Source organism: Staphylococcus sp. M0911, from assembly GCF_003491325.1.
Classification (GTDB): Bacteria; Bacillota; Bacilli; order Staphylococcales; family Staphylococcaceae; genus Staphylococcus; species Staphylococcus warneri_A.
The window spans coordinates 2132680-2155128 of record NZ_CP022881.1; the positions used below are offsets into that span (position 1 = coordinate 2132680).

Below are 22449 nucleotides of genomic sequence, written 5' to 3' on the forward strand. Positions count from 1 at the left end.
ATATATTGATGGCAAACGTCTTAGAACGTCTTTTTCATTAAAGCCAAATTCATAACTTCGCCATACATTTCAGGTTGATATGAGCGAATCGTTTCAAATCCTTGTTCTTTATAGAAGTGAATGCCTTCATCATTTTGATTATCAACTTCCAAATAAACTGTATCGTATTGGCCTTTAAATGCCTCTAATCCCTTTTCTAATAGATGTGTACCATATCTTTTATGTTGAGATTCAGGATGTACATAATGTGCTGACAAATATAATTCTTCTCCATAAATAAAATTAGCAAAACCAACAATTTCTTCGTCTTCTTCGGCAACTAAAAAGAGTTGTTCTTGCATGCGTTTCTTCAAATGTTCTTCATTATATGAAGCTGCTAATAATTCATTGATCGTACTTGCAGCATAAATATTTAAATACGTATTGTACCAAGCCTTTGTTGCGACATCTCTAATTGCTACCGCATCGGCACTTGTTGCTTCTCTAACTCTATACATGTATGTCTCCCCTAACAATTCCAAGTTATTAATAAATGTATTATATCACATATATATCCTATTCATTTAATAGAGTGAATTAAACGTTTTGTACTTATATATTTTTTAAAAGTATTTATGAAAACATCTATCATTTTTATAAATCGGTTTTTTTAATGATCCCTCTACTGTTGAAACAACTCATAAAATATTAAGACCCCCGATACATTAAGTTATAGTAAAGGGGGGTATTAAGTCATTACCTATTTAAACAATCTTAAGAATTGCTTTGACTAAATTTGTTATTCCATTCTTTAGCTCTTTCTAAAGCGTAGGTGTCTTTCATAATGTCTCCAGGTCTTTCGGCCGTGCCAACAATATAGCCTGCTAATTCGCCACCAATAAATTCTAATGTATATTTCATTTGAGCAATACATGGCTTGGCTTTAACTTTCGGACAATCGCCACCCACTAAAATTAATCTAAATTCTTTTTTAGACATCACTTCTTTAAAATCTGAATATCTTGGATCTACCATCGATTCAGACCAATGATCAATAAAAGCTTTCATTGAAGCTGATACACTGTACCAATAAATCGGTGACGCAAAGATAACGACATCACTATCTAATACAGTTTGTATGAGTTGTTCGTAGTCATCAGAATATGTCTCAATATTTTTATTATCATGACGCACATCTCTTACTGGATTCAATTGATATTTAGTAAGATCTAACCACTGGTGTTCAACATTTTCTAGAGCATATTTTGTGAGTTGTGCAGTATTGCCTTCTGGACGACTCCCACCAAATAATACCGTAATCATTCATTATTCCTCCTATATCATTTCAGTTTGAAACGCTTTCATTTATTCAATATCTTTCCTTACCCGTTTATAAAAGTTTTATGTATGTATTGAGCAAAATATTGTTATTATCCAAAGATAATTTTTCCATTAAAAAAATACCCGTAAAAAACTATGTGCTAGTTCCTTTACGGGCATATTCTAAAAAAGTTAGTGACTCAAATGATTTCATGACTTTCAATATTATTTATTAATCGGGAATAATGAATCAATTTGATTAATTTCATCTTGAGATAATTCGACATTAGCTGCATCAATATTTTCTATCACTTGTTCTGCACGTTTAGCTCCAGGGATAACAACGTCTAATGCAGGACGAGTTAAGTAAAATGCTAAAACGATATTAGCAATAGAAGTTTGATGCGCTTCGGCGATATCTTTAAGTTGATTGACACGACGCACGTTATCTTTAAACACTTCTGGTTTAAAGTCTCTTCTTGTCGCACGGTGATCATCAAATGTTGTATCTTCATCATACTTACCAGCTAGAATACCAGAAGCTAATGGGAAATATGGTACAAATGTAATTTGATTTTCTGCTGCATATTGCATCACTTCTTCATTTTCTCTATGCAATAAATTATATTCTAACTGCACAACATCTACATAGCCATCTTTATTAGCCTCTTTCAATTGGTCTAATGTAAAGTTAGATACACCAATTGCTTTGATTTTCCCTTCTTCTTTTAGCTCTTGTAAAGCAGCGACAGCTTTGTCTTTTGGCGTATTATCATCTGGGAAATGAATATAATACAAGTCTATATAGTCAGTTTGTAGACGTTTCAAACTGTTTTCAACTTGTTGTTTAATAAATTCAGGGTCATTATTTTGTTGTACATTATCATCTTCATCGAAATAATGAGATCCTTTGGTAGCAATTTTAACCTGTTCTCTTGGATATTCTTTGACTACTTCTCCAACTAATTCTTCAGAACGCTCTGGACCGTATATATAGGCTGTATCAAGTAAAGTAATACCATGATCTATTGCTTTTCTTACAACTTCTTTTCCTTGTTCCTCATCTAAATTTGGATATAAGTTGTGTCCACCAACTGCATTTGTACCTAATGCAATAGGGAAAACTTTAACATCTGATTTACCTAAAGTGACTTCTTTAGCCATAATAGACATCTCTCCTTCAGTGATCATATATTTAATATTTACCCTAATTTAAATCTAATCATACATAAGGAAATCGCTACTTTATTATTAACAAAAAAAGAGGTCTGACAAAAGTTTTGTGCATTTGAAACGCTTTAACAGTGTCCCAAAAGCAGGATTTTGTCCCGACCTCTTCATTCATCATATATTATTTAACTGCTTTTTTCTTAGCTAGCTTTTCTTTTAATTTACGATCTTGTTCTTCTTTACGACGTTTACGTTCTTCATTTCGCTTTCTTAGTCGCTCTTCTTCTTCAGGATCTCTAGGTTTTTTAAGTTGTTTCGTAACCTTTTCCATTAATTCTTCTTCAGTCAAAGCAGCAAGCGGACGATTATTCACAAATGCAAAGGTTTTTCGTCTACCAGGACCACAATATGACTGACAACCAATTTCTATCTCTGCATCAGGATCAAGTTTTTCTAATTTCTTTTTTAATGTTTTAATATTTACAGCCTGACATTCATCACAAATTAAAAACTTATTCTTCATATTGCTTCCCACCTTTCTGCTCATTTGTTTTATTTCCAATCTTCTTTTTAACGTTCATGTTAATTGTCTGGAACATGAATAAATGTCCCAGTATATAATCATATTTACCAATAGTGGCTTTTAAAGCCATTCTTTTCTTTAAAACCTTAGTATTTCTTACGCATATTCATAATATCTATGATTCTTATTAAGAATAAATGAGCTAAGGTTAATGCGTTTGAACCACTACATAATAATCGAAAAGTGGTTCTTCATTACTTCTGTCCCGCTCGTTTCTATTAATTATCAACTCTAATTATTTTACTCTTTTTATTTAAAAATTCAAGGTCATTTTTTCCAACACGCTATTAGAACATAAAAAAACAACCTTTTTAAATGAAAAACTCAATGACCATCTAAAAGATGAGATAGATGATCATTAATTATCATTGTAAAGATTGTTTCATTATTGTCCGTGATAGATTTTAAATTGTAATGGTTTGATATCATTCTCTATCCATTCATCGTAAATCTTTTGTTTATCTACATTTTGATGAATAATAGTGATACCGCAATCGCCACCACCTGCACCTGATGTTTTAGCAGCGCCACCATGCTTTTCAGCAATATCACATAATGATTTTAATTTATCCGTTTCAATATCAACTGATGCTTGGTCATCCATCTTACGAATGATAGCGCGATTTTGACGAATCATTTTTTGTACGCCTTTAATATTGTTGGTCTTAAATGCATGAATTAAATATTCAACACATTGATGAGAATGATCTAAGAACTCACCATAAAAAGCCGGGTCCGCTTTTAGTCGTTTAACTTCGCTTACTAAATGCGGTGATGATGCAGGTGATCCAGTCCAACCGATCAGAACTTCCATATTTTCTGGTGCCTGTAATGGCTCGATATGTAGACCAGGCCAGTTCTTCTCTAACACTGTGTTGACCGATGTTGTTTCGATTTGTTGTTTCACCCAATCATGATCAAACGTACTATACGCTAGCCAACCACTATAAACACTTACTGCAATATCGCCACAAGAACTTAAACTTTGTAATTTCATATTTGAAATAACAGCTAATTTATAAATATAAAGATTGGATAATTCTAGTCCATAAAATTCATTCAATACTTTAACTACTGAAACTAGCACTGCTGCACTCGATCCAAGTCCATATTTATTACCATTCGCATCATCTAAGTTACTGTCTATCGTTAAATGAAAGTGTTTTAACGGAATCTCACAACTTTTGGCATATTGCTCAAATACCTCTATTGCTGTAACAACATAATTTAGTTGTTTGGCAGCTTGAGGGTCAGAAATGACAATACTATCCTCATCTCTATAAAAAGTGACCGGTTCATGATGTAATGTCTTTGAGTGTATCGTACCTTCAACTTGTGTAGAAGGTTCAATAGTAGCTGTAACAAAGCGGTTTAGTGCAATTAAGACAGACTTATACCCTGGTTCTGTAACTGCATATTCACCAGCTATATAAAGTTTACCGGGTGCTTTGACCTGAATCATTCTATCATTTCCTTACTTAATTATTTCAACGCCTGTAGCGATAATATCACTCGCAATAATTTGTGATGCTTCAAAATGTTTTAAAAATTGGTCGATAACTAATTGTTTATTTTTCTTTTCTACAAGGACTTTTACATTAGGCCCTGCATCCATAGTGAAATAACAAGGCACTCCCATCTTACGACATTCATGTACAATAGCCATCGCATCGTAACTTTCTTGAACCAAATATGTAAACGGTGGTTGAGAACCTAAATTCGTTGCATGCATACGTAGACCATTGGCTTCTATGACTTCACCTAGTTGTTTAAAGTCTTTAGCTTCAATTGCTTGTTTAGCCTCTTTAATGTCTTCATCGACATGATCTAACCAATATTGATAAAAACGTGACGTATCACGTGTCAATGACATCCCAGATCGACTTGATACTTTTTTCGATTGATTATTAATGACCACAAATATCATTGAAAGTTCATCTTCCCAGTGTTCTGCATCTATAGGGTGTGCATATGATGTTTCATCATCATGGCCTTTTTCCCATTCTGCAAATCCACCAAAAATACTACGTGAAGCTGAGCCAGAACCACGGCGTGCTAAACGCGATAAATCTTTATCTGATAACTCAAGTTGTAACGCTTCATTACATGCCGCTGCTAATGCTGCATAAGCACTCGCAGATGATGCTAATCCAGCTGCTGTTGGTACAAAGTTTTGACTATCAATTCGTGCATGCAAGTCTGTATTAGCAATCTCTCTAACTATATCCATATATGATTGAATCTTTTTAGTTTCTTTCTCATTGGCTTCTTTACCATTTAAAATCAATTGATCAGCAGGGTAATCACTATCAAATGTGACTTTCGTTTCCGTATAAAACTTATCTAATGATACTGATAAACTATTATTCATAGGTATGATCAATTTTTCATCAGCTTTACCCCAATATTTAATCAATGCGATATTTGTATGTGCGCGTGCTTTACCACTCTTTGCCAATGGGTTAACCTCCTAAATTCTCAATCCATGTATGTGCTGCTCCAGCCTTTTCAACTGCAGCTACAATGTTTTTAGCTGTTTTTAAATCTTCAGTAAGTAATAACATACTACCACCTCGGCCGCCACCAGTTAATTTACCTGCAATGGCACCATGTGCTTTACCGATTTCTAACAACTCTTCTATTTTATCATGGCTTACTGTTAAATTTCTTAAATCTTGCTGGCATTCATTAAAAATACGGGCAATCTGATTAAAATCGTGATGTTCTATTGCTTGGCTTGCTTGATACACTAAATCCCCGATATGTTCTATATGACTCATATATTCTGGTGATTCACATAATTGGTGAACGTCTTCAACTGCTTGTTTTGTAGAACCTTTTACACCTGTATCAATGACAACCATATAACCATTTAATTGTAGTGTTTTCAACGTTTCTGCATGTCCTTTTTGGAACCAAACAGGTTTGCTAGAGACAATGGTTTGTGTATCAATACCACTTGGTTTACCATGTGCAATTTTCTCAGCCCAATTGGCCTCTTCAATTAATTCTGCGTCACTTAACGGCTTGCCTAAGAAATCATAACTGGCCCTAGTAAATGCTACTGCTATAGCAGCACTTGAGCCTAAGCCTCTAGAAGGCGGCAAATTCGTTTGTATTTTAACTAATAATGGCTCTTCTACACCTGTATTATCTATAAAGCGCGTTACCATAGACTTTAAATGCTCTGGTGCATCATACAATAGTCCATCATAAACATTACTTTCAATCGCTGAATAATTTCCTTTTTCAAGACTTTCAATTAAAACCTTAATCTTACCGGAATTAAATGGAATAGCTATAGCAGGTTGACCAAAAGTTACTGCGTGTTCACCTATCAAAATAATTTTACCGGTAGACTCCCCGTATCCTTTTTTTGTCATGTTATTATCACCTTTTAATATACCTTCACTAATCTGTTTCGTATTATTAATGCCCGTGCTTTTATTTGTACTATTAAGTTTATCATTAATAGCAAACACATGATTTTATAATTTTTGTTCAAAATCTTGCATATATTTACCTTTAAATAAGATTTTGTAAACATTTTTCGAATAATATATAAACAGTTTGCTATTTATTCTTAAATTTTTCCACCTAAACTATAATACTACAAATATTTCTTGGAATACACAGATTTATATATATAATAAGGCAAGTTTAATACATAAAATTTGGCTTTCGCGAGAGATGAATGCGTAAAAAACCGCCTTATTCAAAATGCATCATAAACTAGGACTATGCAACCAGTCTCAAGTGCATAGTTATGATGACAAAAGATGTCTGAATAAGACGGTCATTACTATTTTGTTATCTTTAATATCTAATTTATACTACTTTTCGTTCATTTTTGTAATCATTTTCGCATTACGATCAATCATCTTATCGAAATAACCCTCATAGCGTTGCCATTCTTCATCAGTGATAGGATCCATATTTAAACGTCCACCTAAATCTTTAATAGCATACAATAGTAAAAACATGACATCTTGAACTGAAATTTTTCGGTTTAATAGCGTCTCAAGTGAAGCCATACAATTGGGTTCAATGTCAGGATAAGTGAATTTAGTTGCTTCACCTTTAAGTGCATGCTCATAAAATTCTTTCATCATTAATGCACGCTCAGAACCAGATCCTTCGACACATAGATATACCTGTACAGCGATTCCACCACGCACACGTCGTTGTGAAATACCGGCAAATTTCTTACCATCAATACTCAAATCAAATTTACCAGGACAGTATGAGCGTTCAATTTCATGTGTATCGATGTCTACATCTTCATCTTCAAACATTTTAGCAATAAGTAAGTACATGACTGTAAATGCCTCATCGATTGTTGTCTCTGTCTGTCCTTTGAACATCAATGAAATATTGAGCACACCTTGGTCTAAGACAACCCCTAGACCTCCCGAATTACGTACTATTGCATTATATCCTATTTTATCTGTTAAAAAGGCAATACCATCCTTTAAAAATGGTAAACGTGAATCATGAATGCCTAAAATCACTGTATGTTGGTGAACCCATGTCCTCACTACATTAGTCGACATATCTTTGCCTACACTTTCGCAAAACGTATCATCAAAAGCAAATGATTGCATAGGTTCTAAGCCACTAGAATGATCTATATATCGCCATTCAATACCATTAAAATATTTGTTACCTAAATCCATTATTGTAATGACTGTGCAGCAGTAATAATTGATAAATTATAGACATCTTCGATAGAGCATCCACGTGATAAATCATTTACAGGAGAATTAAGTCCTTGAAGAACCGGACCAACAGCGTCATAGCCACCTAATCTTTGTGCAATCTTGTAGCCAATATTACCCGCTTCTAAACTAGGGAAAATGAACACATTTGCATCTCCTTGAATTTTTGCACCTGGTGCTTTTTTCTCAGCTACACTTGGTACAATTGCGGCATCAAATTGGAATTCACCATCAATGACAACATTATCCAATTGTTCTTCAGCTACTTTATCTTGTGCTAATTTCAATGCATCTTGAACTTTAGTCACATCGTCTGATTTAGCAGAACCTTTAGTTGAAAAGCTTAACATAGCAACTTTTGGTTGCATACCGAAACTTTGAGCAGATTTGGCACTTTCTACTGCAATTTCAGCTAATCCTTGTGCATCCAATTCTGGATTAATTGCACAATCACCAAAGATATATTGTTCTTCACCTTTCATCATAAAGAAGATCCCTGATGTTTTAGAAACACCTGGTTTAGTTTTAATGACTTGTAGTGCTGGACGTACTGTATCTCCAGTAGAATGTGCTGCACCACTTACTAATCCTGCTGCTTTACCAGTGTATACAAGCATAGTTCCAAAGTAATTAACATTATCTAATAATTCTTCAGCTTGTTCTTTTGTCGCTTTACCGTTACGACGTTCAACAAATGCGTCTACCAATTCTGATTTCAATTCACTTGTTGAAGGATCGATGACTTCTATATTGGCAAGGTCTAAACCTTTGTCTTTTGCTAATGATTGAATCTTATCTTTATTACCTAAAACGATTGGTGTTACATAGTCAGTCACTTGTAATTGCGTTGCTGCAGTTAACACACGTTCGTCTTCCCCTTCAGGTAATACAATATTTACATTTTTCCCTGCTAATTTGTCTTCTAATATGTTTAATAGATTAGCCATAATGTCCTCCTTGAATTTCATTTCATAATAACGTTTACAAAACTAATTATACGTCATTTTAAAATAGAATGCCATTTCACTCTTTTGTAATCATTTACTTAGTAGTTAGCTATTTGTTTATGATAAAATTTAGTATGAATTGAACATATAGTTTTAAAGGAGCGATAAACATGAGTGAAGCAGCCGAAACACTAGACGGTTGGTACAGTTTACATTTATTTTACGCAATTGATTGGGCAACATTTAGATTAGTACCAGAAGAAGAACGTGAAACTATGATTACTGAATTTGAAAATTTCGTGAACAGTAAAGCGGAAGCAAGAACAACACGTACTGGCGATCAAGCAGTTTATAATATTACTGGTCAAAAAGCAGATTTATTATTATGGTTTTTACGACCTGAAATGAAAGAACTCAATTCAATTGAAAACGAGCTTAATAAGCTACGTATTGCAGATTTCTTTATTCCAACATACTCATATGTATCTGTTGTCGAATTAAGTAATTATTTAGCAGGTAAATCTGATGAGGACCCTTATGAAAATCCTCATGTAAAAGCTAGATTATACCCTGAACTACCTCATGCAGAATATATTTGTTTCTATCCAATGGATAAACGTAGAAATGAAACATATAACTGGTACATGTTACCTATGGAAGAAAGAAAATCATTGATGTATAACCATGGTATGATTGGCCGTAAATATGCCGGTAAAATCAAACAATTCATCACAGGTTCTGTAGGTTTTGACGATTTTGAATGGGGTGTCACATTATTCTCTGATGACATTCTACAATTCAAAAAGATTGTTTATGAAATGCGTTTTGATGAAACAACTGCACGTTACGGAGAATTTGGCAGTTTCTATGTTGGCCATATCTTAAAATCAGAAGACTTTACTCAATTTTTTAAATTTTAAATATAAGCGATGTCGATGAATCCTTATTAAATAGGGGTTCATCGTTTTTTAATGGCATAAAAAAGTACACTTTGCATGCAAAGTGTACTTCTGACGAGTAGTATCCTTGGGAGAACTTTAATCACTACTACGTATAAGTTAACTACAAAAAATATATTGTCGCTACCCAATATATTCTGTAATAGTTAACTAATGTTATTTTAACCATTTTGAAATATTTGAAACATAACTTTAGTGTTTATTTATATAAAAGATGTAATAAGTTTATATAAGTTGACAATTGAACCTACAAACCTACATTTTCTAAAAATTATCAAATACTGTTCAATATAAAACCATTCTACATTATATATCCAAACAACCATAATGCGTCTTCTTACTTTTGCAGTCTTTACTTCATTTCGCCTTTTATTAAGACACCCTTAACTTTATATAATGGTTTTTTCTCAATACATCCTCTATAATAAATCTAACTTCAAAATTTTAAAAAATTGGTGATTAAATGACAAAAGTAGTGAATGAAAACGATCATGAGCGTCTTATTAAAGATGTTGTCATGTTGGCAGCGCGCATTTTACTAGAATCTGGTGCTGAAGGTACAAGAGTCGAAGATACAATGAATCGCATCGCCAAAAAATTAGGCTATCAAGAGAGCAATAGCTTTGTTACAAATACAGTAATTCAATTCCATTTGCACAACGAATCAACACCTCGCATGTTCAGAATTAATGCGCGAGATACGAATTTAATTAAGATTTCTCAAGCAAATGAAATTTCTCGTTTGATCACTAAAGGTGCTATCACATTAAAAGAAGCTAAAGAAAAATTAGAGAAAATATATGTTGCTAAACGAGATAGTAGTCTCCCCTTCAAGGGATTTGCAGCAGCAATGATCGCTATTAGCTTTTTATATTTGCAAGGTGGTTCGCTTATAGACATTTTGACTGCCTTACTTGCAGGAAGTCTAGGTTATCTAGTCGTTGAAATTCTAGATAGAAAACTACATGCACAATTCATTCCTGAATTTATTGGTTCCGTCGTCATAGCCATTATAGCTGTTGCCGGTCATACCCTCATACCTCATGGCGATCTCGCAACAATTATTATTGCTTCAGTCATGCCTATTGTACCTGGAGTATTAATCACAAATGCCATTCAAGATTTATTTGGTGGTCATATGCTAATGTTTACCACTAAATCATTAGAAGCACTTGTCACTGCCTTTGGTATAGGTGCTGGTGTTAGTTCAATTTTAATTTTAGTCTAGGAGAGCTGTTATATGTTTTGGATATTAAATTTTATATTTAGTTTTTTAGCATCGCTGTTCTTCTGCGTGATATTTGATGCTCCTAGAAAATTATATCTTTCTTGTGGTGTTGTAGGTGCGTGTGGATGGATGATATATATTCTCTTTTATAATGGTTTACAAGTACACACCATATATTCTAGTTTCTTTGGCAGTCTTGCGTTAGGCTTATTAAGCCACTATATGGCACGATATAAGAAAGAACCAGCAATTATCTTTATGGTTACTGGAATCATTCCATTAGTACCTGGAGGGCTTGCCTATGATGCTACTAAAAGCTTAGTCCTTTTACATTTCAATAAAGCCATCAATACGATGTTAGAGGTGACATTAATCGCAGGCGCAATAGCCCTGGGCTTACTTTTTGCAGATCAAATCTCAAAAATTATTATCTCTGGCTTCGATAGAACAAGAAAGAAATTATAAGTCATAATAAAAAAAAGTCATGGTGAGTATAAAGAGATTCTCTCTTCACTCACCATGACTATTTTTTATGATTTATGATTTGCTGGTTCTTCGACCATACTTTCTACTTCGTCTTCACTTCTATTTAAAATTAATCTACTTAATTCATCATTGTCCATTTTTTTAAGTTTAGGATAGCGAATCGCAAAGAAGACTAATCCTAATACTAACCATACACCTAATGCAATGTATGATGGTAATGATAATGAAGCTTTAGTTCCTGGTATTAATAATAAACATAAGAAGATAAACGATACGACTGAACCGATGATACCGAATGTTTTATAAATAGGTGCATACGTATTACTTTGTTTATTATAACTAAATAATTTAGTAGCTGATAAACAGGTTACAAAGTACGCAACAGAAACACCTGTTGATGACATATCAACTATCCATGTTAACGCTGTACGTCCTAACCATGGCGCAATTAATGATACACCTACTAGGAAAATAATTGCCACATAAGGTGTTTTGTATTTACTGTGAATACGACTGAATACGCTTGGCATAATGCCTGAGCGTCCCATTGAGAAAAGCAGTCTACTGGCACTCATTAAGAAACCATTTAATCCAGTAAAGATGCCCATCATAATGGCAATGGCTAAAACGGCTAATCCAACATAACCAAATGCTGATTGCGTTTCAGCACCTGTTAACCATAGTTGTCCATTTAAACTTTTCTGATTTGTACTTAACCATCCTGTATATAACAACATCACTACATAAGTCATTGATGCTGCAAGTAAACTATAGACGATTAATTTAAATGTCTTATTAGGCGCAAAGTTAAATTCTTCAGCTGTCTGCGGAATATTATCAAATCCTACATAAGCCCATGGCGCAATCGATACAATCGTAATAATTGAGATAAACCAACCTTGTTCTGGATTAGCCAAAGGTTGTAAATTATCTAAAGCAAAATTATTACCAAAGAACGAACCAAAGAACATCAGTAATACTACAACAACCATCGCTACACAGAAATAATATTGTAACGAGCCAGATACGCTTGCACCTCTAATAGCTACAAACATAAATACAAGCAACAATATTGTCGCAATAATAATTTCTGTTATGTAGACGTCCCAACCTGCAACAGTGTATAATTTCCCATTATTCAATACATTAGGTAATAAGAATTTAATCAATAAACTAAATGCGGTAGCATTTAAAGCTACGACACAGACATACCCAAAGGTTAAGAACCATGAAGAAAAGAAACTCACATATCTACCGAAACTTAAAAAACTAAATGCAAACGCCCCACCTGATACAGGGAATTTTTCTACTAAGGCGCCATAACTTACTGCAATTAAAATCATAAGCAAGGCACCGATCACTATACCGATGGATGCTGCAATGGGACCTGATTGTCCTATCCAGTCACCTGGAAGAATAAATGCGCCCCAACCAATACACGAACCATATGCAATCGCCCAAACAAACTTCTCTGATAAGTTTTGTTTGAGGTCGCCTCTATCTACCTGTTTATTTTTGTCATTTTCCATAATTAAAAACTCACCTCGAGATATTCATATACCCGAAAAGGTGAGTCATGTAACTTAATTATTAAATTATTGTTATCAAATTTACATGTAATTCGTAAAATTACCATACATTATGCTGAGAATTTAAATGTAGCAATAATAAACATTAACCAACGATGAATAAAACGCCTCCAATTGGCGTAATGGCACCTAAAATACGAATTTGAGTTAACGCTAAAACATATAATGATCCACTAAAGAATACAATACCGAAGAAGATGAGCCAACCTGCCCAATTCACATTAATAGGTGTTGTACCACTAATGACACCGATGATAAGTAATGCTAAGCCATGATACATTTGATATGTTGTTGCCTTTTCCCAAACAGACATGTATTTGTCCGATAGTTTACCTTCTAAACCGTGTGCCCCAAATGCGCCAGTACCTACTGCCATCATTGTATTTAAGGCCCCTAAAATAATAAATAATTTCATCATAATTTACGTTCTCCTTTATTATTAAAAATCAAATATCGATTCACCGTTTCCAATTTCATCATCTGTTGTCATTAAATTAGAATTAGATAACGTTGAGGATGATTGTTCTTTATTTGAATGATTTGTATGCGTCACCTTTCCACCTATTGCTTGAATTTCTTCTGGTGTCACATGATCATATGACTTTTGCTGATTTGTTGTCTTCATCAACTTATGCTGTGTATCAATATCTGTGTGTGTAAAATCATTATGTTGTAAGCTTTGCGTAGATGATGTTGTGTACAGAGATGTAATGGTGTGTATGGCATACATATGTTTCTCAAATTCATGTTGTGATGATGATTCATCAGCTTGAACTAATTCACGCTCAATTAATTGAATAATTTTGTCTTTATCCATGTGTTGTATCCTCTCTTTCACACCATTGAATAGGTGTTTGCCCTTTAGATTCTAAATATGCGTTTGCTTTAGAATAAGGTTTTGAGCCGAAGAAACCTCTATAGGCCGATAAAGGACTTGGATGTGGTGATTTTATAATAAAATGTTTAGACGTATCTATTAACTTTATTTTTTGTTGGGCCGGTTTTCCCCATAAAATAAAGACGACGTCTTCTCGCTCTTCTGAAATTGTGCGAATCACTTCATCTGTAAATATTTCCCATCCAATGTCTTTATGAGAATGTGCTTCACCTTGTCTTACTGTTAAAACCGTATTCAAAAGTAAGACACCTTCTCTTGCCCAATCTTGTAAATGAGGTGACTGACGTCGACATCCTATATCGTCTTCTAATTCTTGGTACATATTTCTTAATGAAGGCGGAAATTTCGCATTTGGTTGAACTGAAAAAGCTAAACCATGTGCTTGATTAGGACCATGATAAGGATCTTGTCCTAATATCACGACCTTAATATTTTCAAATGGTGTTAAATCAAAAGCTTGATAAATATTTTCTCGATCCGGATAAACAACTTGTGTTGTATATTCCTTTTCAAGAAAGTCATGCATAGCTTTAAAATCATGTTTTGTCGTTATATTGTGAAATACTTCAGACCATTCCATCCTATTCACCTCAATGGTATTTTAACACAACTATCTCTATAAATTATATTGCTTCATTAATGTAAACTGTATAAATAGAAAAGTTTACAAATGTATTCGTTTTGTATATAGTGCATATTAAGATGACTTAAGTTTGGAGCGACGTATATGTGTACAGGATTTTCATTTTTCACACAACAACAACATCATTATTTAGCTAGAACGATGGACTTTGCGTTTGAATTTAACGGAGTACCAACTGCAGTACCTAGAAACTTTGAGTATCAATTTGATTTAGAGCCTTCAATGAAACTGACCTATGGCTTTGTAGGAACAAATTTAAAGGTAGGCCGCTATCGATTCGGGGATGGTATTAATGAATGTGGTGTAGCAATTTCGAATCATTATTTCACCGGTGAAGCTTCCTACAGTAAACATAAGAGATATGGCTATTTCAATATGGCTCCTGAAGAATTTATTATTTGGGTTCTAGGTTTCACTAAAAGTATTCAAGACTTAAAACATAAAGTTAAAAAAGTTAATATTATGAATGAAAAAAACGAAACACTAAATATTGTACCTCCACTTCATTTTATTATCACTGACCGTGAAGGACATACCGTTTCAGTTGAACCACATAATGGTCTACTTATCGTTAAAGATAATCATGTAAAGGTACTAACCAATGCCCCGAAATTAGAATGGCATGTTGAAAATTTAAGGAATTATGCATTGTTATCACCTGAAAAGTCAACTAATCAACTAGTTGGTAAAGTTCTTGTGCGTTCTATGGGTTGTGAGGCAGGCACTAACGGTTTACCAGGCGGCTATACATCTACTGAGCGCTTTGTTAGAACAACTTATTTAAGACATCATTTGCCTCAATCACACGATGAAAGCGTAAATTTAATGAATTGCTTTAAAGTGTTAGACGCAGTGAGTATTCCTCAAGGTGCAGTGGTCGATGCAGGAGAAACGCATTATACACAATACCAACTAGTAATGGATAGTAAAGACCGTGCGTACTACATCAAACCCTATTTCACGAATCAAATATTTAAAATACAATTAAACGAACAATTACTTACTAAAAAAGATATGACTTTTATAGATGTTAATCATCAATTGACTATCACACAATTGAATTAAAACAATTAACCAATCCTACCATAGCACAATTTTATTTTTCTCATACTTGAATCGTGATATGATGGTACATGTATTAGAAAACATTGGGAGTGAATACAAATGGCATTAAAAAAAGTATTAACAATAGCTGGTTCAGATACTAGTGCAGGTGCTGGTATGCAAGCAGATTTAAAAACATTTCAAGAGTTAGATGTCTATGGTATGGTCGCTTTAACAGCTATCGTTACAATGGATAAAGCAACATGGTCTCACGATGTAACACCATTACCTATGGATGTATTTGAAAAACAACTTGAAACTGCAATTTCAATTGGTCCAGATGCTATAAAAACAGGCATGTTAGGTACTGAAGAAATTATCAAACGTGCTGGTGAAGTATATGAACAATCTGGTGCAGACTACTTCGTTGTTGATCCTGTAATGGTATGTAAAGGGGAAGATGAAGTACTTAACCCGGGAAATACTGACGCAATGATTCAATATTTATTACCTAAAGCAACGGTCGTGACACCTAACCTATTTGAAGCTGGACAATTATCTGGCCTAGGTAAACTTACTTCTATCGAAGACATGAAAAAAGCAGCTCAAATCATTTTTGATAAAGGGGCTAAACATGTCATTATTAAAGGTGGTAAAGCACTAGACCAAGATAAATCATATGATTTATACTACGATGGGCAATCATTCTATCAATTAACAACGGATATGTTCCAACAAAGTTACAATCACGGTGCAGGTTGTACATTTGCAGCAGCTACCACAGCTTACCTTGCAAACGGTAAATCTCCAAAAGAAGCTGTCATAGCAGCCAAAGCTTTCGTTGCTTCAGCTATTAAAAACGGTTGGAAAATGAACGATTTTGTAGGACCCGTTGATCACGGTGCCAATCGTCGTGTTGAACAAATCGACGTACAAGTCACTGAAGTGTAAACCATAATGGTACTTTCAAGCTCAAAAAGAACATTAACGTTCTTTTTGGGCTTTTTATGTCTCTATAAATTATGAAAATGGACTACGCATAAAGTCGTAGTCTTGCCTCCAATGTTTGACTGATACAAAGTTGATACTAGAGCCTCATGTTTTTTATTAAAAAGAGAGATATTATATAAAGTGTAGAGAGACAAAGGAGGCAATACAACATAATTATTCATAAACAAGATATACAAAATGGTGTCCCTATGTATGAAATCATCACGAAAAAGTTCAAGACAATTACAGTTAAATTTGATGAAACTTTAAATGACAATGATTTCTATCGCTTGCTCTCTCTACTAGAAAATGACATAGACACTATGCAATTCAGTCAAACATGAGTGTTATTTTCAACATCAAAGAAGAGATACATTATTTGCTATTGAACATTAATCATTCCATATTGTATAGCTGCCCAAAATGATGATTTTAAAGTTGCTTGTCCCCTAACCAATGCATACTTTAAATGCCATCACCCCTAAAATACTCATCTTAATATTAATCAAAAGCACTATTGTTAGCCAAAGTTGTCCCCTTTGGCGCTCAGAGAGAAACTTTGAGCTATTCTAACAATAGTGCTTTTCTTATTGAATCCAATTTACATATAAGCATAAAAACACAAGAGTCAAGCAAAGCATTCTATAGTTTTATTAATTTTATTAACGAATTTGCATAAACTTATATCACTTTAGATTTTTATGATTTATATATAAAATATAATGTTATATTAATTTATGAAAGAGTTACCTTTAAATTAATAGAAAAGGAGTGTTTATATGATAACCAAATGTCGCAATGCCATAACCTTGGTACTACTGTTTTTAATGGGATTGAGTATCTTTAGTTTTCTTAATCAAGCACACGCAAACTCAAACGTAAATCAAGAAACCACACAATCCAATAGTACTCAAGTTAAAGTAGAAAATAAGGATGTTCCTAAAGATGTTGACCGTTTAGCAAAGAAAAATTTCCTATCACATGTCAGTTTGCTAGATCAAGCATCTCACACTTCAAAAAGTGCTTATACATTGGGTGAGCCATTCAAAATTTACAAACTCAATAAACAAAGTGATGGCAACTTCTATTATCCCGTCCTTAATAAAAGTGGCGATGTAAAATATATCGTTACAATTTCTCCTAATCCTTCTAATAAAGCAAAATATTCAATTAATGTTTCCCCTTTCATTTCAAAAGCATTAAATAACTATAAAAATCAAAAGGTCACTATCTTCACTAGTAAAAAAGGTTACTTTATAATGGGTGAAGATAAAGCACCTCACTTAGTATTAAAAACGCCTCGACAAGATGCCAAATCAGATAAAAATCTTACTAAAGAATCAGCCGTAAGATATAGTAATGAATTTAACCAAACAAGCCATATTGCAAAACCAATTACTAAATATCAAACAGCTATTAATCAACAACCTCAATATGTTAATACCCTTAAAAATATGCAAATTAGAGAAACTCAAGGCCAAAATGGGTGGTGTGCAGGTTATACTATGGCATTTTTATTAAATGCTACTTATAACACTGGTCATTATAATGCTGAAATGATTATGAGAGCATTACATCCAAATCTAAGTGGCCAAGCCTTCCAATTCACAGGGTTAACCCCTCAAGAAATGATGAGATATGGTCAATCTCAAGGTAGAAATGTCAATTACTTAAATAGAATGCCTCAGTTTGATGAAGTAGATAGATTAACTAAACAAAATAAAGGTATTGCTTTAATCAGTTCTAGTGTAGAACCTAGAAACGGTATTCATGCTGGTCATGCTATGGCTGTTGCTGGTAATGCTGTATTAAATAATAACCAACGTGTTATTCTAATATGGAATCCATGGGATAATGGTTTAACTACGCAATCAGCTGACAGTAATGTGATACCTGTGTCTGATGGTACTCATTTTAGATGGAATGCTTCCATTTATGGTTACTAATAATGTGAAAGATAGAGGGACTATATGACTCAATTCGAAATAATTAATATTATAGATGTAAATCCCTACTCTCCAAATAGTTCATTCCTTAAGGTTTTAGAGGGTAATTGGTTTCCTAAAAATTTTGACACAACACCTCTTAAATTCGTATTTAATGAAACAATGCAACCAAGTTATTACTGTACCAAATTAGATACTAATCAACGGACGATTGTATTAACTGAAAAATCCACTTTATCTATAGTGATTGAAATATGCATCATCAATCCAAATAAAATCATTTTCAATTTAATTAATATCAATGCTATTGGCGCTTCACCTAAGATTATATTTGAAAGATAGGCAATAGAAGGTAACTCTTTCATAGCAATATAAAAAGGCTAAAAGATGAAATACACATTTCACCTTTTAGCCTTTCTTTAATGACTATTACTTACTCTGTTTCACTTTAGAATGTATCTAACAATAAGTAACTAAAATCATCATATTAAATTAAAAGTTTTCTTTATCTTGTCTTTCTTTAACCCACCATAATGCTTCCTTAGGGTGTGCTTCATAATATGCTCTATCTTCTTCATTATCTACGTTTGGATAAGACCCTTTAAGTGACTTACCAGCTGTAGTGACATGAAGTAATAAAATGACTAAGAAACCAATCACACTAATTGCTGTTAAATAGTACGCTGGCGCTAATACATTACCAGTAGATTCAACTAACCATGACGCAACTAATGGTGTTGTACCACCAAAAATTGATACTGAGATGTTGAATGTGATTGATAACGTACGATATCTAATATGTGTATAGAAAATTGTTGGTAACGATCCAGGCATTGTTGCTTCATACGTTGATAAGAAGAAACCTAAGATAAGTACACCAATAATAATAAACGGTAAAGATTTAGTTGCTAACAATGAAAATGCAACAATACTTAATAATGTAAGTCCACCTGTACCGATTAAGAATACTTTTTTCTCTCCAATTCTATCAGCCATTTTACCAAATCCTAATGCTAAAGGAATCATAATAGCCATCACACAAGTAATAATCACACTTGTCGTTGTTTCGTCTACTTTGGCTACTTGCCCTAAGTATGTTGGTAAATATGCTGTTACCATATAGTTTGTAACATTGAAGAATACTACCGCAACAAAGCAAACTAAGATATCTTTATAATAATAGCGAATAATACCGAAGAAACCGATTGTATCACGTTTCGGTGTTGTTGCTACATCATTTTCATAAACTGGTGATTCTTCCAATTTACGACGTAAGTATAACCCAAATAATCCTAAGAATAATCCTAAAATGAATGGAATTCTCCAACCCCATGATTGCATTTGATCATGTGTTAAGAAGAAACTTAATAACGCAATCATAATTGACGCTGCAATGTAACCTGATAATGTACCAATTTCAAGCCCGCTACCTAAACTGTTACGTTTTTTATCTGGAGACGATTCAGCCACATAAGTCATGGCACCTGCATATTCCCCACCAGTTGAGAAACCTTGCAATATACGCGCCAATAGTAAGAGGATAGGCGCCCATATACCAATCGTATCGTAATTCGGTAATAACCCGATTGTTAGTGTTGAAAGGGCCATTAAAATAATAGTCGTTGTTAATACAACTTTACGTCCATATTTATCTCCAATAATACCAAATACTATTCCACCAATAGGTCTAAGTAAAAACGCTATAGCTAGTGCAGCAAATGTAAAGATTTGTTGTATTTGAGGGTTTTGCACTGGAGAAAAGAAATTCGCTCCTATGTATGCAGTCGTATAAGCATAAACACCAAAGTCAAACCATTCCATGGCATTACCAATACCGGTTGCAACAACGGTTTTTTTCGCTTTTTGAGCGTTGACCATGTTAATATTTTCTTTTTCGAAATCCATGAATTTAAACACTCCCTTTTATATGTTACATAATTATACTCAGTTAAATATCAATGTCAAATTAATTCAAAATTAATTCTTTTCAAAAATACAAGTTTATTCAATTTACAGAATATTTTATTTAACATTTGAACCCGACACGATTAACTAAGTGTTATACGAATAATAATTTGAAATGATTATTTTTTTATCTATTTTTAAATATAGATAGTTTTACCCTCTCTTTTTTGATCCAAACCGTTTAAAATAAACATATTTGTCAATCATTAATGATATCAATGGTTTTAAGGCAACAAACTTGTACTATCTTCCCTAAATAGCGCCACTATTCACTTTATCAAACTAAAATTTCTTTTAATTTGATATCGGTGTCATTTCATAATAATGTTTCTTGATTTCACCATAGCTTCATTTTCATAATCAATTGGACAAAAATACTATTTTAAATATATATACATCTTCAGTTATTTTTATTAATTTGGAATCATTGCTAAAATTTGACGTTTTTTGCCTCTCTTTTTCTCAAAATTCCCTGTATAGTCGCTTTTCAAATAATCTATGTAACAAATTTATTATTATAGGTATATTAATACTATTATTTTAAAATAATGATTTAGTTTATGAAGAAGCAAAATAAATATTGCCCCTTTTGTATTTCTTTAATAACTTCAAACTTACATTTAACATTCTAAATGCCAGCAAAGTAATAACACTTCACTGGCATTAAGATAATCTATTTATAGTATGGTATTGATTTCATCCGCTTCATTTAAAATATAATCTGGATTTTCTCTTAATAATGCCTTTGCGTCAAAAGCACCCCAAGTTACACCACAAGACTTAATACCAGCTGCTTTAGCCATTTGAATATCATGTATAGCGTCGCCAATGTATATACTGCGTGCCGGATTAAGATGATGATTCTGAATAATATAGTTGATACCATCTGGATCTGGTTTATAACGTGTTACTTTATCAGAACCAATAGCTTCTTTAATAAATCTACCAAGGCCTAAATGGTCTAAATTTCTCAACAACACATCTGTTTTTTTACTAGAAACCACAAACACCTGCTTCTTTTTTCGCAATAATTGTTCTAATGTTTCAGATATACCGATTACCGAACATAAATATGTTGTTTCTAATTGACGGTATTGTTCTCTAAATAATTGTAACAATTGATTTAATGCATCTTCTGTTAAAAAACGGTCACTCATTTCTATAAATGACTTTTCAATGGGAATTCCCATATAATGTACAATATCTGCATCACTTGGTTCAGATAACCCAAATTGTGCAAAAGCTTCTTTAGTTGCTTCAATAGAGCACTGCTTAGAATTCGCTAACGTTCCATCAAAGTCAAAAATATAGTTGTCAAAATTCATGATGATCACCTCTAAAGTACATATAACATATTTTCATTATATAGTAATTTCATTATTTTTTTCTATAAAAAAAGTAACTCTCAATTCATGAGAGTTACTTTTTATGATTTATTCTAAATTGGCATGATTATTTTGCATTGTCGTCTCATCGACGTCTAATTGTGCCATTAATCCAATAACTACACTATCTAAAAAGATTTGTGATGATTGTTCAAACAAACTACCTAACGGTTGATTAGATCCAGTGGCATCGTGCTTTGTACCTGCGGGTAATTCAACTACTGTGTCTGCAATTTCACCAATTGCAGAATCTAGTTTAGTTGTTAGTAATACCACTTCTGCTTCAACTGATTTCGCTTTATCTGCTAATAAGCGAAGATGTTCTGTTGAGCCTGAACCAGAAATCACAATAAATAAATCACCTTTTTGAATTGATGGTGTTGTTGATTCGCCAATAACAAATGCTTGCTTGCCTAATTGATTGAGTCTCATTGCAAAACTATTTGCAACGAATCCAGAACGCCCCTTACCTGCAACAAATATACGTGATGCTTCAGTTACTTCTGATGCAAATCCATCAAATTCTTCATCTTTAACATGAGATAAAGTGCCCTTTAGCTCATCTAAAATTAATTGATAATGATTAAAAGTTGCCATCA

The 22449-nt window shown here is 33.3% G+C and carries 24 protein-coding genes and 1 pseudogene; 8 read left to right on the forward strand and 17 right to left on the reverse strand.

The genetic code is table 11. The features are described 5' to 3' along the window. Window positions 1-20: 20 nt before the first annotated feature. From ssp1_RS10410 to pta, 10 genes are all read right to left on the reverse strand, one after another. Complete coding sequence (locus ssp1_RS10410; protein ID WP_107536152.1) at window positions 21-497, reverse strand: GNAT family N-acetyltransferase; 477 nt, start codon at window positions 495-497, stop codon at window positions 21-23. A 256-nt stretch (window positions 498-753) separates the two neighbouring features. Next, on the reverse strand, window positions 754-1302 hold the full coding sequence (locus ssp1_RS10415; RefSeq protein WP_075778607.1) for a flavodoxin family protein: 549 nt from the start codon (window positions 1300-1302) through the stop codon (window positions 754-756). A 222-nt stretch (window positions 1303-1524) separates the two neighbouring features. Continuing rightward, the gene (locus ssp1_RS10420; RefSeq protein ID WP_002451074.1) at window positions 1525-2463 is read right to left on the reverse strand and encodes an aldo/keto reductase; all 939 of its coding nucleotides are present in this window, start codon (window positions 2461-2463) and stop codon (window positions 1525-1527) included. Window positions 2464-2650: 187 nt separating this feature from the next. Then, window positions 2651-2992, reverse strand: coding sequence for a YuzB family protein (locus tag ssp1_RS10425; protein ID WP_002451075.1), 342 nt, complete (start codon window positions 2990-2992; stop codon window positions 2651-2653). Further along, a complete protein-coding gene (locus ssp1_RS11925) occupies window positions 2982-3122 on the reverse strand; it encodes a hypothetical protein (protein ID WP_158256370.1) in 141 nt (46 codons plus the stop codon). Before ssp1_RS11925 ends, ssp1_RS10425 begins: the two co-directional genes overlap by 11 nt. Window positions 3123-3437: 315 nt before the next feature. Beyond that, window positions 3438-4514: a phosphomevalonate kinase gene (locus ssp1_RS10430; RefSeq protein WP_049424419.1), complete on the reverse strand. Its 1077-nt coding sequence runs from the start codon at window positions 4512-4514 to the stop codon at window positions 3438-3440. A gap of 12 nt (window positions 4515-4526) precedes the next feature. Then, window positions 4527-5510: a diphosphomevalonate decarboxylase gene (gene mvaD, locus ssp1_RS10435; RefSeq protein ID WP_075778606.1), complete on the reverse strand. Its 984-nt coding sequence runs from the start codon at window positions 5508-5510 to the stop codon at window positions 4527-4529. Between the two features lie 4 nt (window positions 5511-5514). Continuing rightward, on the reverse strand, window positions 5515-6435 hold the full coding sequence (gene mvk, locus ssp1_RS10440) for a mevalonate kinase (protein WP_075778605.1): 921 nt from the start codon (window positions 6433-6435) through the stop codon (window positions 5515-5517). A 450-nt stretch (window positions 6436-6885) separates the two neighbouring features. Beyond that, window positions 6886-7728, reverse strand: coding sequence for a lipoate--protein ligase family protein (locus ssp1_RS10445; RefSeq protein WP_075778604.1), 843 nt, complete (start codon window positions 7726-7728; stop codon window positions 6886-6888). After that, window positions 7728-8717 carry a phosphate acetyltransferase gene (pta, locus tag ssp1_RS10450; protein WP_075778603.1) on the reverse strand — a complete coding sequence of 330 codons (990 nt, stop codon included), beginning with the start codon at window positions 8715-8717 and terminating at the stop codon, window positions 7728-7730. Before pta ends, ssp1_RS10445 begins: the two co-directional genes overlap by 1 nt. A gap of 170 nt (window positions 8718-8887) precedes the next feature. On the opposite strand from pta, the gene hemQ reads away from it, so the two are divergent. From hemQ to ssp1_RS10465, 3 genes are all read left to right on the forward strand, one after another. Next, window positions 8888-9637, forward strand: a complete 750-nt coding sequence (gene hemQ, locus ssp1_RS10455) for a hydrogen peroxide-dependent heme synthase (protein WP_002451081.1) — start codon at window positions 8888-8890, stop codon at window positions 9635-9637. Window positions 9638-10139: 502 nt separating this feature from the next. Beyond that, window positions 10140-10904 carry a threonine/serine exporter family protein gene (locus ssp1_RS10460; protein ID WP_075778602.1) on the forward strand — a complete coding sequence of 255 codons (765 nt, stop codon included), beginning with the start codon at window positions 10140-10142 and terminating at the stop codon, window positions 10902-10904. A 12-nt stretch (window positions 10905-10916) separates the two neighbouring features. Further along, window positions 10917-11369, forward strand: coding sequence for a threonine/serine exporter family protein (locus ssp1_RS10465; protein WP_023374681.1), 453 nt, complete (start codon window positions 10917-10919; stop codon window positions 11367-11369). 65 nt (window positions 11370-11434) lie between these two features. Here ssp1_RS10465 and ssp1_RS10470 read toward each other — a convergent pair whose 3' ends face one another. From ssp1_RS10470 to ssp1_RS10485, 4 genes and pseudogenes are all read right to left on the reverse strand, one after another. Continuing rightward, window positions 11435-12919 carry an APC family permease gene (locus tag ssp1_RS10470; protein WP_075778601.1) on the reverse strand — a complete coding sequence of 495 codons (1485 nt, stop codon included), beginning with the start codon at window positions 12917-12919 and terminating at the stop codon, window positions 11435-11437. Between the two features lie 110 nt (window positions 12920-13029). Beyond that, window positions 13030-13394, reverse strand: a pseudogene (locus ssp1_RS10475) (DUF423 domain-containing protein). 24 nt (window positions 13395-13418) lie between these two features. Beyond that, window positions 13419-13796: a DUF5327 family protein gene (locus tag ssp1_RS10480; RefSeq protein WP_118828216.1), complete on the reverse strand. Its 378-nt coding sequence runs from the start codon at window positions 13794-13796 to the stop codon at window positions 13419-13421. Then, window positions 13789-14457, reverse strand: coding sequence for a uracil-DNA glycosylase (locus ssp1_RS10485; protein ID WP_002451087.1), 669 nt, complete (start codon window positions 14455-14457; stop codon window positions 13789-13791). Before ssp1_RS10485 ends, ssp1_RS10480 begins: the two co-directional genes overlap by 8 nt. 147 nt (window positions 14458-14604) lie before the next feature. Between ssp1_RS10485 and ssp1_RS10490 the strand changes: the two genes are divergently transcribed. From ssp1_RS10490 to ssp1_RS10505, 5 genes are all read left to right on the forward strand, one after another. Next, on the forward strand, window positions 14605-15585 hold the full coding sequence (locus tag ssp1_RS10490; protein ID WP_118828217.1) for a choloylglycine hydrolase family protein: 981 nt from the start codon (window positions 14605-14607) through the stop codon (window positions 15583-15585). A gap of 99 nt (window positions 15586-15684) precedes the next feature. Next, window positions 15685-16515 (forward strand): bifunctional hydroxymethylpyrimidine kinase/phosphomethylpyrimidine kinase, encoded by an 831-nt coding sequence (gene thiD, locus ssp1_RS10495; RefSeq protein ID WP_002451089.1) that lies wholly within the window; start codon window positions 15685-15687, stop codon window positions 16513-16515. 209 nt (window positions 16516-16724) lie between these two features. Next, complete coding sequence (gene vraX / locus ssp1_RS11930; protein WP_158256371.1) at window positions 16725-16898, forward strand: C1q-binding complement inhibitor VraX; 174 nt, start codon at window positions 16725-16727, stop codon at window positions 16896-16898. 435 nt (window positions 16899-17333) lie between these two features. After that, the gene (locus tag ssp1_RS10500; protein ID WP_075778599.1) at window positions 17334-18500 is read left to right on the forward strand and encodes a C47 family peptidase; all 1167 of its coding nucleotides are present in this window, start codon (window positions 17334-17336) and stop codon (window positions 18498-18500) included. Between the two features lie 24 nt (window positions 18501-18524). Further along, the gene (locus ssp1_RS10505; protein WP_037552014.1) at window positions 18525-18842 is read left to right on the forward strand and encodes a staphostatin A; all 318 of its coding nucleotides are present in this window, start codon (window positions 18525-18527) and stop codon (window positions 18840-18842) included. A gap of 150 nt (window positions 18843-18992) precedes the next feature. On the opposite strand, the gene ssp1_RS10510 is transcribed toward ssp1_RS10505, so the two are convergent. The 3 genes from ssp1_RS10510 to hxlB form a co-directional block, all read right to left on the reverse strand. Continuing rightward, a complete protein-coding gene (locus ssp1_RS10510; RefSeq protein WP_002451093.1) occupies window positions 18993-20405 on the reverse strand; it encodes an MFS transporter in 1413 nt (470 codons plus the stop codon). Window positions 20406-21142: 737 nt separating this feature from the next. Next, window positions 21143-21790: an HAD family hydrolase gene (locus ssp1_RS10515; protein WP_075778598.1), complete on the reverse strand. Its 648-nt coding sequence runs from the start codon at window positions 21788-21790 to the stop codon at window positions 21143-21145. Between the two features lie 108 nt (window positions 21791-21898). Further along, window positions 21899-22447 carry a 6-phospho-3-hexuloisomerase gene (gene hxlB / locus ssp1_RS10520; RefSeq protein WP_182459451.1) on the reverse strand — a complete coding sequence of 183 codons (549 nt, stop codon included), beginning with the start codon at window positions 22445-22447 and terminating at the stop codon, window positions 21899-21901. Window positions 22448-22449: the final 2 nt, after the last annotated feature.

Coding starts and splice junctions, on each gene's coding strand:
- ssp1_RS11925 (WP_158256370.1), bottom strand. CDS start 3,122: ATGGCTTTAAAAGCCACTATTGGTAAATATGATTATATACTGGGACAT.
- ssp1_RS10420 (WP_002451074.1), bottom strand. CDS start 2,463: ATGGCTAAAGAAGTCACTTTAGGTAAATCAGATGTTAAAGTTTTCCCT.
- ssp1_RS10505 (WP_037552014.1), top strand. CDS start 18,525: ATGACTCAATTCGAAATAATTAATATTATAGATGTAAATCCCTACTCT.
- ssp1_RS10425 (WP_002451075.1), bottom strand. CDS start 2,992: ATGAAGAATAAGTTTTTAATTTGTGATGAATGTCAGGCTGTAAATATT.
- ssp1_RS10500 (WP_075778599.1), top strand. CDS start 17,334: ATGATAACCAAATGTCGCAATGCCATAACCTTGGTACTACTGTTTTTA.
- ssp1_RS10465 (WP_023374681.1), top strand. CDS start 10,917: ATGTTTTGGATATTAAATTTTATATTTAGTTTTTTAGCATCGCTGTTC.
- ssp1_RS10415 (WP_075778607.1), bottom strand. CDS start 1,302: ATGATTACGGTATTATTTGGTGGGAGTCGTCCAGAAGGCAATACTGCA.
- ssp1_RS10470 (WP_075778601.1), bottom strand. CDS start 12,919: ATGGAAAATGACAAAAATAAACAGGTAGATAGAGGCGACCTCAAACAA.
- ssp1_RS10490 (WP_118828217.1), top strand. CDS start 14,605: ATGTGTACAGGATTTTCATTTTTCACACAACAACAACATCATTATTTA.
- ssp1_RS10430 (WP_049424419.1), bottom strand. CDS start 4,514: ATGATTCAGGTCAAAGCACCCGGTAAACTTTATATAGCTGGTGAATAT.
- pta (WP_075778603.1), bottom strand. CDS start 8,717: ATGGCTAATCTATTAAACATATTAGAAGACAAATTAGCAGGGAAAAAT.
- hxlB (WP_182459451.1), bottom strand. CDS start 22,447: ATGGCAACTTTTAATCATTATCAATTAATTTTAGATGAGCTAAAGGGC.
- ssp1_RS10410 (WP_107536152.1), bottom strand. CDS start 497: ATGTATAGAGTTAGAGAAGCAACAAGTGCCGATGCGGTAGCAATTAGA.
- ssp1_RS10445 (WP_075778604.1), bottom strand. CDS start 7,728: ATGGATTTAGGTAACAAATATTTTAATGGTATTGAATGGCGATATATA.
- thiD (WP_002451089.1), top strand. CDS start 15,685: ATGGCATTAAAAAAAGTATTAACAATAGCTGGTTCAGATACTAGTGCA.
- ssp1_RS10485 (WP_002451087.1), bottom strand. CDS start 14,457: ATGGAATGGTCTGAAGTATTTCACAATATAACGACAAAACATGATTTT.
- ssp1_RS10515 (WP_075778598.1), bottom strand. CDS start 21,790: ATGAATTTTGACAACTATATTTTTGACTTTGATGGAACGTTAGCGAAT.
- ssp1_RS10510 (WP_002451093.1), bottom strand. CDS start 20,405: ATGGATTTCGAAAAAGAAAATATTAACATGGTCAACGCTCAAAAAGCG.
- hemQ (WP_002451081.1), top strand. CDS start 8,888: ATGAGTGAAGCAGCCGAAACACTAGACGGTTGGTACAGTTTACATTTA.
- ssp1_RS10460 (WP_075778602.1), top strand. CDS start 10,140: ATGACAAAAGTAGTGAATGAAAACGATCATGAGCGTCTTATTAAAGAT.
- mvk (WP_075778605.1), bottom strand. CDS start 6,435: ATGACAAAAAAAGGATACGGGGAGTCTACCGGTAAAATTATTTTGATA.
- ssp1_RS10480 (WP_118828216.1), bottom strand. CDS start 13,796: ATGGATAAAGACAAAATTATTCAATTAATTGAGCGTGAATTAGTTCAA.